This is a genomic window from Pseudomonas alliivorans (assembly GCF_017826695.1).
In the GTDB taxonomy this organism is placed as follows: Bacteria; Pseudomonadota; Gammaproteobacteria; order Pseudomonadales; family Pseudomonadaceae; genus Aquipseudomonas; species Aquipseudomonas alliivorans.
In genome coordinates this window covers 65,747-79,707 of the sequence record NZ_JAFFZW010000005.1, presented here as the reverse complement: position 1 = coordinate 79,707, position 13,961 = coordinate 65,747, and the positions used below count along the sequence as shown (strand labels likewise).

The following is a 13,961-nucleotide window of genomic DNA, read 5'->3' as shown; positions in this document are numbered from 1 at the left end:
GTTACTTTTTTCTTCACGCGTATCTTTACGAGGGCCAAACAGCCTATGTGGTACAACGGTTTGCTCGACCTTTCCGTCTGGCAGGTAATAGCAGTCACGCTGGCCATGACCCATGTGACGATTGTCGGCGTCACGGTCTATCTGCACCGCTACTCCGCTCACCGCTCCCTGGAACTCAATGCAGGGCTCAAGCACTTCTTCCGTTTCTGGCTGTGGCTCACCACGGCGCAGAACACCCGCGAGTGGACCGCCATCCACCGCAAGCACCACGCAAAATGCGAAACCGTCGATGACCCGCACAGTCCGGTCGTCAAAGGGCTGTCCACTGTTCTGCGCAAGGGCGCCGAGCTGTATCGCGAAGAGGCTCGGAACGAAGATACTTTGCGCATCTACGGCAAGAACTGCCCGGAAGACTGGATCGAACGCAATCTGTACTCGCGCTACAAGATGCTGGGTATCGCCCTGATGGCGGTCATCGATCTGGCACTGTTCGGCGCTATCGGCATTACCGTCTGGGCGATCCAGATGATGTGGATTCCGTTCTGGGCCGCCGGTGTGGTCAACGGTCTGGGTCATGCCGTGGGTTATCGCAACTTCGAGTGCCGTGATGCGGCAACCAATCTGGTGCCGTGGGGCATCATCATTGGCGGCGAAGAACTGCACAACAATCACCACACCTACCCGAATTCGGCCAAGCTGTCGGTCAAGCCGTGGGAGTTCGACATGGGCTGGGCCTGGATCAAGGTGTTCAGCTTTCTGCGTCTGGCCAAGGTACAGCGCGTCGCGCCTATCGCCCATCGGGTCGAAGGCAAGGGTCATCTGGACATGGACACTGCGATGGCGATCCTCAACAATCGCTTCCAGATCATGGCCCAGTACCGCAAGGTCGTGATCGGTCCACTGGTGACTCAGGAACTGGCCAAGGCCGATGCCTCGGTCCGTCATCAGTTCCACCGCGCCAAGCGTCTGCTGTCCCGCGAGACCAGCCTGCTGGACGACCGGCACCACGTGCGCATCCAGACCATGCTGGAACACAGCCAGGCACTGAAGGTGATCTATGAAAAACGCCTCGCGCTGCAGCAGATCTGGGTCAAGACCAGCACCAACGGGCATGACATGCTGTCAGCCATGAAGGAATGGATTCACGAAGCCGAAGCCAGTGGCATTCAGTCCCTGCGCGACTTCGCCGACCAGTTGAAAACCTACTCGCTGCGCCCTGCTCAAGCCTGACACCGTTGATCGGCATGCCTCCGTGCGGGCATGCCGGTTTCGGAACTTCCCTCCCTTTAAAACATCTGATCGTTTTTCCCGCTGTGAATGGGAGAGCGTGCAAGCACTGGCTGCGCGCTGCTTGAGACGTCGCCTTTATGGAAAAGCAAAGCCCTATCGCTCCCACTACCGAAATGCCCGCCGCCGCCGAAACCCTGCTGGCCCTGATGCATGCACAGGCTGAAGTGGCGCGTCTGAGCGAGCGCGAACAGTTGTTCAGTTCGCTGCTGGTCAGCGTCAACGCTGTTCTGTGGGCGTTCGATTGGGAAACCCAGCGCATGATCTACGTCAGCCCGGCCTACGAGCGCATCTTTGGACGCTCTGCAGGGCTGTTGCTGGCCGATTACGGTGAGTGGCGCGACAGTATCTATCCGGATGACCTCAACTACGCCGAGCGCAGCCTGAGCGAAGTGATCGAGAAAGGCGCCATTGAAGACCGCGAGTACCGGATCATTCGTGCCGACGGTGAAGTGCGCTGGCTGAGCGACAAGTGCTTCGTCAGTCGCCAGACCGATGATGCACAGCGTCTGGTCGTGGTGGGCATTGCCGAGGACATCACCGAGAAGAAACAGCTCGAGGATGAACTGCAGCGACTGGCAACCACCGACGTGCTGACCCAGAGCAGCAACCGACGCCACTTCTTCGAATGCGCCCAGCGCGAGTTCGAACTGGCGCGCCTGAATGGCACGCCACTGGCCTTCCTGCTGCTGGACATCGATGACTTCAAGCTGGTGAACGACACCTACGGCCACCAGGAAGGCGACACCGTGCTGCAACGCATTGCCGAGAGCGGTCGCTCGGCATTGAGACGCGGAGATCTGTTCGGACGGATTGGCGGCGAAGAGTTTGCAGCGGTCTTTCCCGGCTGTGCACCTGAAATGGCCATGCAGATCGCAGAGCGCCTGCAACGCGAGATCCAGCGACAGAGCTTCCAGTGCGGCAACAGCACCTTCAGCATCACCGCCAGCCAGGGCCTGACCAACCTGACCAAGGACGACCACAGCCTGGAAGCCCTCTACGGCCGCGCCGACGCCGCGATGTATCAAGCCAAGCGTCAGGGCAAGAATCAGATCGTGCTGGTTTGACCTGACCGTTTAATCCCCCACTGATGATCGTCCCCACGCAGCACATGGGGAACGATCGTCATCGGCGCTTAAACCGCCATCGGCGCGGTCATCGCCGGGTGGTGTTCGTAACCTTCCAGGGTGAAGTCAGACGGTTCGATCAGTTCCAGCCACTCCGGCTGATACACACCGGTCTTGGCAAACTCCGGGACGCGGTCGGAGATTTTCAGCTTCGGCATCGGGAACGGCTCGCGGGTGAGCTGCTCGTTGAGCATGTCCAGATGGTTCTCATACACGTGGGCATCACCGATGAAATAGGTAAACCAGCGCGGCGTGTAGCCCGTCAGACGGCCGATCAGGCTCAGCAGCGCAGCGCCTTCGGTCAGGTTGAACGGCGTGCCCAGCCCTAGATCGTTGGAACGGATGTAGAGGGTCAGCGAGATTTCACGTGTCTGCGGGTTCGGGTGCAACTGGTACAGCAGGTGGCAAGGCGGCAGCGCCATCTCGTCCAGTTGCGCACAGTTCCAGCCGTGGAACAGAATCCGGCGGCTGCCGGGATCGTTGATGATGGTGTCGACACACTGACGAATCTGGTCGATAGCCTTGTACAGCACCACGAACGCCTGACCGTCTTCTTCGGATTCGGCAATCTGACGATAACCCTGACCAAGCGCCAGTTCGATCGCCGCAACATTGGCGGCGTCGATGCGCTTGTAGGCGGGCCATTTGCGCCACTGTACGCCGTATATCTCGCCCAGATCATCTTCGCCCTTGCGGAACGGATTGTTCAGCCACTGAGCGTTCTCGTTGGCGTTCTGGTCCCAGACCTTGCAGCCCAGCTCGCGGAATTCGGCCGCATTGCTCACGCCACGCAGAAAACCGACCATCTCACCGATGGCCGACTTGAACGCCATGCGGCGTGTGGTGATTGCGGGGAAACCTTCCTGCAAGTCATAACGCAGCATCGCACCCGGAAAGCTGATGGTGTTCACGCCGGTACGGTTGGACTGCAAGGTCCCGTGCTTGATCACGTGCGCGACCAGTTCCAGATATTGCTTCATAAATCACCTGCATTGTTGAAAGCGCCACACGCGAACATGCGGCGTTTCGGTGTTAAACCGCTGCGTTGGTTGCCGACGGAGCGCGCTTGTAAGCGAACCAGATCAGGAGCAGGCCTGCGATGATCATCGGCAGACTCAGGATCTGACCCATGGTGACCCAGCCCCACGCCAGATAGCCCAGTTGCGCATCCGGTACCCGGACGAACTCGACCACGAAACGGAAAATGCCGTAAAACAGTGCGAACATGCCGGAAACGGCCATGGTCGGGCGAGGTTTACGCGCATAAAGATTGAGGATGATAAACAGTGCCACACCTTCCAGTGCGAACTGATACAGCTGCGACGGATGGCGCGCCAGTTGTGCAGGGTCGCTGAACGGTGGGAACACCATCGCCCACGGCACATCGGTCGGCTTGCCCCATAGCTCGGCATTGATAAAGTTGCCGATACGCCCGGCACCCAGACCGATTGGCACCAGCGGTGCAACGAAGTCCATCAGTTGGAAGAAGCTTTTGCCGTTGCGCTTGCCGAACCACCAGGCCGCAATCATCACGCCGACAAATCCACCGTGGAAGGCCATGCCGCCTTTCCAGACCTCGAAGATGAGCAACGGATTGGCGATGTAGGCCGACAGGTCATAGAACAGTACATAGCCCAGCCGCCCGCCGACGATCACGCCCATGGCCAGCCAGAAAATAAGGTCGGAGAGTTTTTCTCTGGTCCAGGTCGGGTCGAATGCATTCAAGCGACGTGACGCCAGCAGCCATGCGCCACCGATGCCGACCAGGTACATCAAACCGTACCAGTGAATTTGCAGCGGGCCGATGGCAACGGCTACCGGGTCAATCTGCGGGTAAGGCAGCATTGCGTATCCTCAATTGAACGCCCGTACGGGCGACTGAATCAGGCGGGCATGTTACCGGAGCCCGGCCGGTTGCTCTAGCGGCCACCGATCAAAGCTGCGTACAGTTCAGGAAAAAGGAGAACCTAATGTGTCTGATCGTATTCGCCTGGCGCCCGTCCCTCGCCCAGCCGCTGATTGTGGCGGCCAATCGTGACGAATTCTATGCACGCCCTACCCGGCCACTGAGTCAGTGGGAAGACGCGCCGAACATTTATGCCGGACGGGACCTCGAAGCTGGCGGCACTTGGATGGGCATCAGTGCACAGGGGCGCTTTGCCGCTGTGACCAATATTCGTGATCCGGGCCAGACGCCGGGCCTGCGTTCCCGTGGCGAGCTGGTGGCCAGGTTTCTGGCGAGCGAGCAATCGCCTGAGGATTACATGGCGGAAATGACTGCGCGGGCCAGTGAATACACCGGTTTCAACCTGCTGGCGGGTAACGCAGAGCAGTTGTACTACCTGAACTCGACCGACCCGACGCCCCGGTTGCTGGGTGAAGGCGTGTACGGGCTGTCCAACGCTGGGCTGAACACGCCCTGGCCCAAACTGCTCAAGGCCAGAGCAGCGCTGACGGCGCAACTGGATGACCCTCGGCCCGAACGATTACTGGAGCTGCTGAAGGATCCGCAGCCAGCCGCAGATGCCGAGCTGCCTGAAACGGGCGTGAGCCTTGCCACCGAGAAGCTGCTGTCGAGCGTGTTCATCGCCAGCCCCAACTACGGCACCCGCGCCAGCACCGTGCTGATTGTCAACGCAGACGGCACGCGGCAGATGATCGAACACAGCTTCGGGCCGCAGGGTGGACGGTTGGGCGAGGTCGAGCTGAGGGTTTGAGTGAGTGCTGTCTCGCAACGGACACCGAGCCGTGGGAGGCGGCTTGCCGGCGATGGCATCCTTTCACAGTTGCTGACAGGTCGCCTGACAAATCGAATCGCCGGCAAGCCGCCTCTCACGAGAGAGACGTTGCTCCAGCAGTTTAGTGGGTGCTTGAGGAAGCCAGGCGCACGCCAATTCAACACAGGAACCTAGTGTCCCTTCACGGACCCCGGGTTGATCATCCGCGACAGACCAAGGTTTTTCAGCGCAAGCTGCAGCGAGCTGCTGATGACTTGCGGGTTGTCGTTGGTCATCAGTTGCGCCAGCAGGTCCTTGGCCTTGCTCAGGTTGATCTGGCGCAGCATCCACTTCACTTTCGGCAGGTTGGTGGCGTTCATCGACAGGCTGTCGAAGCCCATCGCCATCAACAGCACCGCCGCTGCCGGATCACCGGCCATTTCGCCGCAGATGCTGACTGGCTTGCCTTCGGCATGGGCGTCACGCACCACGCTTTGCAGGGCCTGTAGCACCGCAGGGTGCAGGTAATCGTAAAGGTCGGCGACACGCGGGTTGTTGCGGTCGACCGCGAGCAGGTATTGGGTCAGGTCGTTGGAGCCAACCGACAGGAAGTCCACCTGACGGGCCAGATCGCGGGTCTGGTAGACCGCCGCCGGGACCTCGATCATCACGCCCACCGGCGGCATCGGCACGTCGGTGCCCTCGTCACGCACTTCGCCCCAGGCGCGGTGGATCAGGTGCAGCGCTTCTTCCACTTCGTGGGTGCTGGAGATCATCGGCAGCAGAATGCGCAGGTTGTTCAGGCCTTCACTGGCCTTGAGCATGGCGCGGGTCTGAACCAGGAAAATTTCCGGGTGATCGAGGGTGACGCGAATGCCGCGCCAGCCGAGGAACGGGTTGTCTTCCTTGATCGGAAAATAGGACAGCGCCTTGTCACCACCAATGTCCAGGCTGCGCATGGTCACCGGCAGTGGATGGAAGGCGGCCAGCTGTTCGCGGTAGATCGCCAGCTGTTCCTTCTCGCTCGGAAAACGCTGGTTGATCATGAACGGCACTTCGGTTCGGTACAGACCCACGCCTTCGGCGCCACGCTGCTGAGCGCGAGCCACGTCGGCAAGCAGACCGGTGTTGACCCAGAGCGGCATGCGGTGTCCGTCGAGTGTCACGCACGGCAGCTCACGCAGCGCATCGAGGCCCTGGGAGAGCTGGCGCTCCTCCTCGACCACTTTGCCGAACTGCTTGCGCATGATGTCGCTGGGGTTGGTGAAGACCTCACCGTGGTAACCGTCAACGATAAGGTCGATGCCATCGACCTTGGAATACGGGAAATCCACCAGCCCCATGACCGTCGGAATGCCCATCGCCCGGGCCAGAATCGCGACATGGGAGTTGCCGGAGCCCTGCACCGAGACCAGACCGACCAGCTTGCCTTCCGGCACTTCACCCAGCATGGCTGGCGAGAGCTCTTCGCTGACCAGAATCGTATTGTCGGGATAGACCAGCGCCTGTTGCCGCGCTTCCTGAAGGTACGCCAGCAGACGACGGCCCAGATCCTTGACGTCCGAGGCGCGCTCACGCAGATAGGCGTCGTCCATCAGTTCGAAACGTTTGACGTGTTCGTTGACCACCGAGCGCAACGCGCCCTGCGCCCACTGGCCGGTCTTGATGACGTTGGTGACTTCGCTACCCAGCGAGGCATCGTCGAGCATCATCAGGTAGACGTCGAACAACGCACGCTCTTCAGGGCGCAATTGTGTGGCCAGTTTGGCGGACAGGGTGCGCATGTCATTGCGCACGCCTTCCAGTGCGTTCTGAAACAGCGCCAGCTCGGCAGCGATGTCCGTGACCGTCTTGTCCGGCACCACTTCCAGATCCGCAGGCGGCAGCATGACCACCGCCACACCCACCGCAGCACCGGGCGAACCGGCCACGCCGACGAATTTGGCTTCCTGAATACCCTTGCCCTGGCGACCCAGACCACGGATCGAGCCAGTCGCTTCAGCATGGGCAATAACGCCTGCCAGTTGCGCACTCATGGTAACCAGGAACGCTTCTTCGCCCTCGTCGAACTGGCGGCGCTCCTTTTGCTGGATCACCAACACCCCGACCACACGGCGGTGGTGGATGATCGGCGCACCCAGGAACGACGCATAACGCTCTTCACCGGTTTCGGCAAAGTAGCGATAACGAGGGTGATCGGCAGCGTTTTCGAGGTTCAGCGGTTCTTCGCGCGTGCCCACGAGGCCTACGAGGCCTTCGTTCGGCGCCATGCTGACCTTGCCGATGGACCGCTTGTTGAGGCCTTCGGAGGCCATCAGTACAAACCGGTTGGCTTCGGCATCGAGCAGGTAGACCGAGCAGACCTGGCTGCCCATGGCCTCCTTTACGCGCAGCACAATAATGCCCAACGCCGCCTTGAGATCCTTGGCGGAGTTAACTTCCTGGACGATCTTGCGCAGCGTATTGAGCATGGCTCGGGGTCGAACTCCGTGTCAGTCGCGCGATAAGAGGCGCGGGGCAAGCTCTTTGAGTGCGCGTCGATACACCTCGCGCTTGAATGTCACCACCTGGCCAAGCGGATACCAATAACTGACCCAGCGCCAGCCATCGAACTCCGGTTTCCCGGTCAAATCCATCCGCACCCGCTGCTCGTTGGAGATCAGGCGCAGGAGAAACCATTTCTGCTTTTGGCCGATACACAGCGGTTGGCTATGTGTCCGGACCAGTCGTTGCGGCAGACGATAGCGCAACCAGCCCCGGGTGCAGGCAAGTATTTGCACATCATGTCGTTCGAGTCCGACTTCTTCATTCAACTCACGATAAAGCGCGTCTTCCGGCGTCTCCTGTGGGTTGATTCCCCCTTGCGGAAACTGCCAGGCATCCTGGTTGATACGCCGAGCCCATAGGACCTGACCAGCATCGTTTGTCAGAATAATCCCGACATTAGGACGGAAACCATCGGGGTCGATCACGGCAACAACCTCGCAAACGCATGTCGCCGCATTGTTCCACAAAGGCGATCAAACCAGCAACGAGGCTCGTCACCTTATGTGAAGACTTGTGAAAACCTCGTATTCTGGTGCTCTTTTTTCAGCTAATTCAGCGAGTAACCGCATGCGCCTGGCACTATTCGACCTCGACAACACGCTTCTGGGCGGCGACAGCGATCACGCCTGGGGTGATTATCTGTGCCGTCGCGGCATCCTCGATACCGCGTCCTACAAAACGCGTAACGATGAGTTCTATCAGGATTACCTGGCCGGCACGTTAAACATGACCGAGTACCTGAACTTCACGCTGGAAATTCTGGGCGCGACCGAGATGGATCAGTTGGCGCAATGGCATCGTGAGTTCATGCGCGACTGCATCGAACCGATCATGCTGCCCAAGGCGATTGAATTGATCGCCAAACACCGTGCAGCGGGCGACAAGCTGGTGGTGATTACCGCAACCAACCGTTTCGTGACGGCGCCCATCGTGGAACAGCTGGGGATCGAGACGCTGCTGGCCACCGAATGCGAAATGGTCGATGGCCGTTATACCGGCCGCACCACAGGCATTCCGTGCTTCCGTGAAGGCAAGGTCACACGGCTGAATCTGTGGCTGGAGGAGAATGCGTTCAGCCTTGAGGACAGCTATTTCTACAGCGACTCGATGAACGACCTGCCGCTGCTGGAGCAAGTGGCCAATCCGGTCGCGGTCGATCCCGATCCGAAACTGCGCGCTGAAGCCGAGCAGCGCGGCTGGCCGGTCATTACGCTGCGCAATTGACCTCAGCGCTTACGCCGGTTTGAAGCCCATCAAACCGGCGATCACGACGAAACTCACCACACTGATCATCGCCAGCGCCAATGTGAAGCCACGCCTGTCGGTCCTGGCGCCCAGACGCAATCGGTCAAGCCTCGCCACCAGCCACACCCAGCTGAACAGACCCAACGTGTACAGCACGCTGCTGCCCAACACCCAGGTCTGCCCCAGCGACAGCCCCAACGAATGCACCAGCCACCAGCCGCTGAACGGCAGAATAGCCAGACAGACCGCCATCAGTAGCCAGAAGAACAGCAATGGGCGCTTGAGCAGACGGGTCTGGATGGTCGCATCGCCCTCGAGGCGCACCTTGATGACACCACTGGCCAGCACCAGAGCGCTGAGCAGCAACAGCGTGATGGCAGCGATGTGCAGGGTTTTCAGGGCGGTGACGGGTTCCATTGCAGGGTCTTCCTCTTGAATCGTGACGGGTTGAGTCTAGCAGTCAGACCTGCGTTAACGGGCTCAGTCATGGTCCTCACACTGATCGTTCCCATGCTCCGCGTGGAAAGGCCGCTCAGTATGCTCTGCCTCCCGGCGTCCGCAGCCTTGGGGCCTCAGCCCAAAAACAACCGGTACGCCGGGTTCTCGCTCTCGTCCCAATATGGATAGCCGATCTCGGTAAGAGCCTGGCTTACCAGATGCCGCTCCTCCTCCGGAACAACCAGCCCTGCGACGACGCGCCCATCCGCCGCGCCATGGTTGCGGTAGTGGAACATCGAGATGGTCCAGCGTCCGCCCAGGCGGTTGAGAAAGTTGAAGAGCGCGCCAGGCCGCTCGGGGAATTCGAAGCGCAGCACCACTTCATCGCTGACGCGCTCGGCATGTCCCCCCACCATATGGCGGATGTGCAGTTTGGCCAGTTCGTTGTCGGTCAGGTCCAGCACCGGAAAGCCCTGCTCGGTCAGGCTGGCGATCAACGCGCTGCGCGGATCGTTTTCCGGGTGGGTCTGCACGCCGACGAAGATGTGCGCTTCGCGGTCGGTGTGGTAGCGGTAGTTGAATTCGGTGATCTGCCGCTTGCCGATGGCCTCGCAGAAGGCCTTGAAGCTGCCCGGCCTTTCCGGGATGGTCACGGCGATGATCGCTTCGCGGCCTTCGCCCAGTTCGGCGCGCTCGGCCACGTGGCGCAGGCGGTCGAAGTTGACGTTGGCCCCGGAGTCGATCGCCACCAGGGTCTGGCCGCTGACGCCGCGCTGCTCGACGTACTTCTTGATGCCGGCGACGGCCAGCGCACCCGACGGTTCGGTAATGGAGCGGGTGTCGTCGTAGATGTCCTTGATCGCGGCGCAGATCTCGTCGGTGCTGACCGTGATCACTTCATCCACATAGTGGCGGCAGACTTCAAACGTGTGATGGCCGATCTGCGCCACCGCCACACCATCGGCAAACAGCCCGACCTGGCTGAGCACCACACGCTCGCCTGCGGCCAGGGCGGCTTGCAGGCAGTTGGAATCGTCCGGCTCGACGCCGATGACCTTGATGTCGGGCCGCAGGTATTTGACGTAGGCCGCAATACCGGCGATCAGTCCGCCGCCGCCCACCGGCACGAAAATCGCATCCAGTTGACCCGGCTGCTGGCGCAGGATTTCCATCGCCACCGTGCCTTGCCCGGCGATGGTGTCGGGGTCGTCGTAGGGATGGATGTACACAAAGCCCTGCTCATCGACCAGCTTCAGCGAATACGTCAGCGCTTCAGGAAACGAATCGCCATGCAGCACTACCGTTGCGCCGCGTGAGCGCACGCCTTCGACCTTGATCTCGGGCGTGGTGCGCGGCATCACGATAGTCGCTTTGATGCCCAGCTCCCGGGCTGCCAGCGCCAGGCCCTGCGCATGGTTGCCCGCCGAGGCCGTGACCACACCGCGCGCCGCGTCTTCAGCGGTCAGTTGTGCCAGCTTGTTGTAAGCGCCGCGAATCTTGAACGAGAACACCGGTTGCAAGTCTTCGCGCTTGAGCAGGATCTGATTGCCCAGTCGCTCGGACAGCTGACGCGCGCCGTGCAGCGGGGTCTCGATGGCGACGTCGTAAACGCGTGAGGTGAGGATTTTCTTGACGTACTGTTCAAGCATCGGGGCGACATCACTGATGAAAAGGGCAAGACCGGCAAGTCTACCCCGCACTCCGATGCACGACCATACGAATGACAGGGCTTTGCGCCGCAGTCGCCGCTATAATGCGGGCCCTTTTGCACACCTCTGGCACCGTGGAGCCCGCATGACCCAGGATCAACTCAAACAGGCAGTCGCCCAGGCAGCTGTCGATTTCATCCTTCCAAAGCTCGACGACAAGAGCATTGTGGGCGTCGGCACCGGCTCCACGGCCAACTGTTTCATCGACGCGCTGGCCAGGCACAAGGCTGCGTTCGACGGCGCCGTCGCCAGTTCCGAAGCCACCGCTGCGCGCCTCAAGGGCCACGGCATTCCGGTGTATGAACTCAACACGGTCAGTGATCTGGAGTTCTACATCGACGGCGCTGACGAAAGCGACGAGCATCTGAACCTGATCAAGGGCGGCGGCGCAGCCCTAACCCGCGAGAAGATCGTGGCGGCGGTCGCCAAAACCTTCATCTGCATCGCTGACGGCAGCAAGCTGGTGCCCGTGCTGGGCGCTTTCCCGCTGCCGGTTGAAGTGATTCCAATGGCACGCAGCCATGTAGCGCGCCAACTGGTCAAGCTGGGCGGCGACCCTGTCTACCGTGAAGGCGTGCTGACCGATAACGGCAACATCATTCTCGATGTGCACAACATGAGCATCACTAACCCGGTGGAGCTGGAAGCACAGATCAACGCCATCGTCGGCGTGGTTACCAATGGCCTGTTCGCTGCACGTCCGGCGGATCTGCTGCTGCTGGGCACGGCTGAAGGCGTGAAAACCCTGACCCGCTAAGCGTCACGGCTTCAAGAAGAGCCCACCTTGCGTGGGCTTTTTTTCAGCGAGCCACTGCTTGAAACCGTCAGGGCTTGCGAAACACGTAGAACAGATTCGGCTCGCTCACCAGATACAGCACTTCATCGTCGTCCATGGCAACGCCTTCGGCCTGGGGCACGGTCTTGCTCAACCCCATCTGTCCTTTCTTCAGCGAGCTGCTGCCGATCGGACGGCCATCGATACCCAGCTCGACGATCTGCCTGGACTCATCGGACAGTGCCAGCAAGTGGCCGCTGTTCTGATCGAACTGCAAGCTGGATAGATCGCGCACGAACAGACCCGCATCGCGCTTGCTGTCGGAAATCACCTGAAGATTGCCTGGCCCGTCTGCATTCGTCTTGGGGAAGCCGCGCACTTCGATGATCTGCACCGGATCACGCTCGCGGGCGACGAACAGGCGCTCGCCGTGCCGGTCATAGGCCAGACCTTCATAACCCTTGTTGCCACCCGCATTGAGCCCCAGCGTCAGTTGTTCGGCATTGGCCGCATCCACCGACTGGGTGCTGTCATCAATGTGCACCTTGATCAAGCGCTGCTGGCGCTCGTCGCTGATTACATAAACGCCCGGACTGATGTACTCGACGGCTTCTGCATCACCGAAGCCGATCAATTTGATACGGCGCAGGATGCGCCCATCGAGGCCGAGCTCGACCATTTCGGCGTTCTGGTTGGTGACCGTGAACAGGCTTTTGCGATCAGGATCGTAGCTCAGGCCAGAGACATCATCCGTCAGCCCGTCGATGACCTGCCCTTCAATCACGGCCCGGTATTGATCAAGGCCAATGGCTTCCTGTGAATCGGATTGCCAGAACATCTGCCAGTCGAATTGGGCACGCTCCACAAACCGGTACCGCTGGTTGGCGATGGAAAACAGCAGGGCGATCAACGGCACGAAGATAATCAGCAGGAGCAAAGAGCGGGTAGAGCGACGCATTGAGGTGACTCGAAAGGTTGAGCGGGCGGCATTGATAGCACGCCATTCTGAAAACAAGCTTAATGGCGTAGTGCTACTTTCTTACCAGTTATGTGTTGCCGTCCTGGCTCAGTGCTTGCGAAACGAATAGAACAGGTTCGGCTCGCTCACCATGTACAACGTTCCTGCCTCATCCAGCGCAACGCCTTCAGCACGCGGAATCGTATCTTTCAGGCCATTCATGCCGCCAAGCAACGTCATGAAACTGACCTGTTCGCCCTGCTCGTCCACTTCCAGCAGCAGATGCGAGTCCGCCGACAGCGCCAGCATGTGACCGGTGCGCGGGTCGATGCTCAACGACGACAGGTTGCGCATGTCCAGCGAACGACTTGGCAGTTTCTGTTTCTCGCCCTTGAGTACGTCACTGCCATCGCTAGCCCAGGTAAACAGCGCTGCGGGGCGTTCTTCGCCCAGAATCAACTGTTGGCGACGCGGATCCCAGGCAATGCCTTCGAAACCCTTGTTCTGGTTGTCGGATTTGCCCAGATCGTATTTCGGGAAGTCCTCGATGTTAAGCGTCGTGGTCTCTGCCGTGACGTTGACGATAGTAAGCTGATGCTGACGCTCGTCGGTGATGGCGATCAGTCCGTCATTCATGACTGCCACGCCTTCAGGATTGCTCCAGCCGACCAGCGGGATCTTGCGCAGCACATCGCCAGTCAGCGTCAGTTCGACCAGAAAGGCATTCTTGCCCATGACTGCAAACAGGGTCTTGGTGACCGGGTTATAAGACAGGTCCGACGCCTCGTCCTTTTCCATGCCGGGCAACGCTTTCGCATCGATATCTACATGGTAGTCCGGCAACCAGATGCTCGCGCTGCGGCCCGCCTTGTTCTCGAAACTTTCCTGAAGCCAGAGCACCGCACGATCATCCCAGTGCATTGCGAAGACCAGCCCATACCCCATGATCATCGCCAGCAACAGCCACGCGTACCAGCGCAGACTTCGAATGAAGGCAAAGCGTTTCTTGGAAGCAGGCAGTGTCTGGGAAGAAGAAGGCATTCAAGGTGTTCCCGAGCAGAGGTAACGTCGATAGGGCTTATCGCCCTTGAAGGGCCGGCAGGATTATCCAGAACAGGTGTGAAAAAAACGCAAATCGGAATGAACTATTACCCAGCG

At 60.0% G+C, this 13,961-nt stretch carries 13 protein-coding genes; 5 read left to right on the top strand and 8 right to left on the bottom strand.

Going from position 1 to position 13,961, the window contains the following annotated elements; all coding sequences use genetic code 11:
* Positions 1 to 45: 45 nt before the first annotated feature.
* Both desA and JTJ32_RS15180 read left to right on the top strand, forming a co-directional pair.
* On the top strand, positions 46 to 1,230 hold the full coding sequence (gene desA / locus JTJ32_RS15185) for a delta-9 fatty acid desaturase DesA (RefSeq protein ID WP_184322027.1): 1,185 nt from the start codon (positions 46 to 48) through the stop codon (positions 1,228 to 1,230).
* A gap of 137 nt (positions 1,231 to 1,367) precedes the next feature.
* A complete protein-coding gene (locus JTJ32_RS15180; protein WP_099229306.1) occupies positions 1,368 to 2,354 on the top strand; it encodes a GGDEF domain-containing protein in 987 nt (328 codons plus the stop codon).
* Between the two features lie 68 nt (positions 2,355 to 2,422).
* On the opposite strand, the gene JTJ32_RS15175 is transcribed toward JTJ32_RS15180, so the two are convergent.
* A complete protein-coding gene (locus JTJ32_RS15175) occupies positions 2,423 to 3,394 on the bottom strand; it encodes a thymidylate synthase (RefSeq protein ID WP_004882817.1) in 972 nt (323 codons plus the stop codon).
* Positions 3,395 to 3,446: 52 nt separating this feature from the next.
* Positions 3,447 to 4,259: a prolipoprotein diacylglyceryl transferase gene (lgt, locus tag JTJ32_RS15170; protein ID WP_099229305.1), complete on the bottom strand. Its 813-nt coding sequence runs from the start codon at positions 4,257 to 4,259 to the stop codon at positions 3,447 to 3,449.
* A 125-nt stretch (positions 4,260 to 4,384) separates the two neighbouring features.
* On the opposite strand from lgt, the gene JTJ32_RS15165 reads away from it, so the two are divergent.
* Positions 4,385 to 5,131, top strand: coding sequence for an NRDE family protein (locus JTJ32_RS15165; RefSeq protein WP_210042540.1), 747 nt, complete (start codon positions 4,385 to 4,387; stop codon positions 5,129 to 5,131).
* Positions 5,132 to 5,322: 191 nt separating this feature from the next.
* On the opposite strand, the gene ptsP is transcribed toward JTJ32_RS15165, so the two are convergent.
* Together ptsP and JTJ32_RS15155 are read right to left on the bottom strand one after the other, a co-directional pair.
* Entirely contained in the window at positions 5,323 to 7,602 is a 2,280-nt protein-coding gene (gene ptsP / locus JTJ32_RS15160; protein ID WP_025994331.1) for a phosphoenolpyruvate--protein phosphotransferase, read from the bottom strand.
* A 21-nt stretch (positions 7,603 to 7,623) separates the two neighbouring features.
* Positions 7,624 to 8,103: an RNA pyrophosphohydrolase gene (locus JTJ32_RS15155; RefSeq protein ID WP_002555745.1), complete on the bottom strand. Its 480-nt coding sequence runs from the start codon at positions 8,101 to 8,103 to the stop codon at positions 7,624 to 7,626.
* A gap of 142 nt (positions 8,104 to 8,245) precedes the next feature.
* On the opposite strand from JTJ32_RS15155, the gene JTJ32_RS15150 reads away from it, so the two are divergent.
* Positions 8,246 to 8,902 carry a histidinol-phosphatase gene (locus JTJ32_RS15150; RefSeq protein ID WP_184322033.1) on the top strand — a complete coding sequence of 219 codons (657 nt, stop codon included), beginning with the start codon at positions 8,246 to 8,248 and terminating at the stop codon, positions 8,900 to 8,902.
* Between the two features lie 9 nt (positions 8,903 to 8,911).
* On the opposite strand, the gene JTJ32_RS15145 is transcribed toward JTJ32_RS15150, so the two are convergent.
* Positions 8,912 to 9,340, bottom strand: coding sequence for a DUF2269 family protein (locus tag JTJ32_RS15145; protein ID WP_099229302.1), 429 nt, complete (start codon positions 9,338 to 9,340; stop codon positions 8,912 to 8,914).
* Between the two features lie 155 nt (positions 9,341 to 9,495).
* The gene (ilvA, locus tag JTJ32_RS15140; protein ID WP_210042538.1) at positions 9,496 to 11,010 is read right to left on the bottom strand and encodes a threonine ammonia-lyase, biosynthetic; all 1,515 of its coding nucleotides are present in this window, start codon (positions 11,008 to 11,010) and stop codon (positions 9,496 to 9,498) included.
* 145 nt (positions 11,011 to 11,155) lie between these two features.
* Between ilvA and rpiA the strand changes: the two genes are divergently transcribed.
* Positions 11,156 to 11,827 carry a ribose-5-phosphate isomerase RpiA gene (gene rpiA, locus JTJ32_RS15135; protein ID WP_024694429.1) on the top strand — a complete coding sequence of 224 codons (672 nt, stop codon included), beginning with the start codon at positions 11,156 to 11,158 and terminating at the stop codon, positions 11,825 to 11,827.
* 67 nt (positions 11,828 to 11,894) lie between these two features.
* On the opposite strand, the gene JTJ32_RS15130 is transcribed toward rpiA, so the two are convergent.
* Positions 11,895 to 12,803 (bottom strand): SdiA-regulated domain-containing protein, encoded by a 909-nt coding sequence (locus tag JTJ32_RS15130; protein ID WP_184322037.1) that lies wholly within the window; start codon positions 12,801 to 12,803, stop codon positions 11,895 to 11,897.
* A gap of 108 nt (positions 12,804 to 12,911) precedes the next feature.
* Positions 12,912 to 13,844, bottom strand: a complete 933-nt coding sequence (locus JTJ32_RS15125; RefSeq protein WP_210042536.1) for an SdiA-regulated domain-containing protein — start codon at positions 13,842 to 13,844, stop codon at positions 12,912 to 12,914.
* Between the last annotated feature and the right edge of the window lie 117 nt (positions 13,845 to 13,961).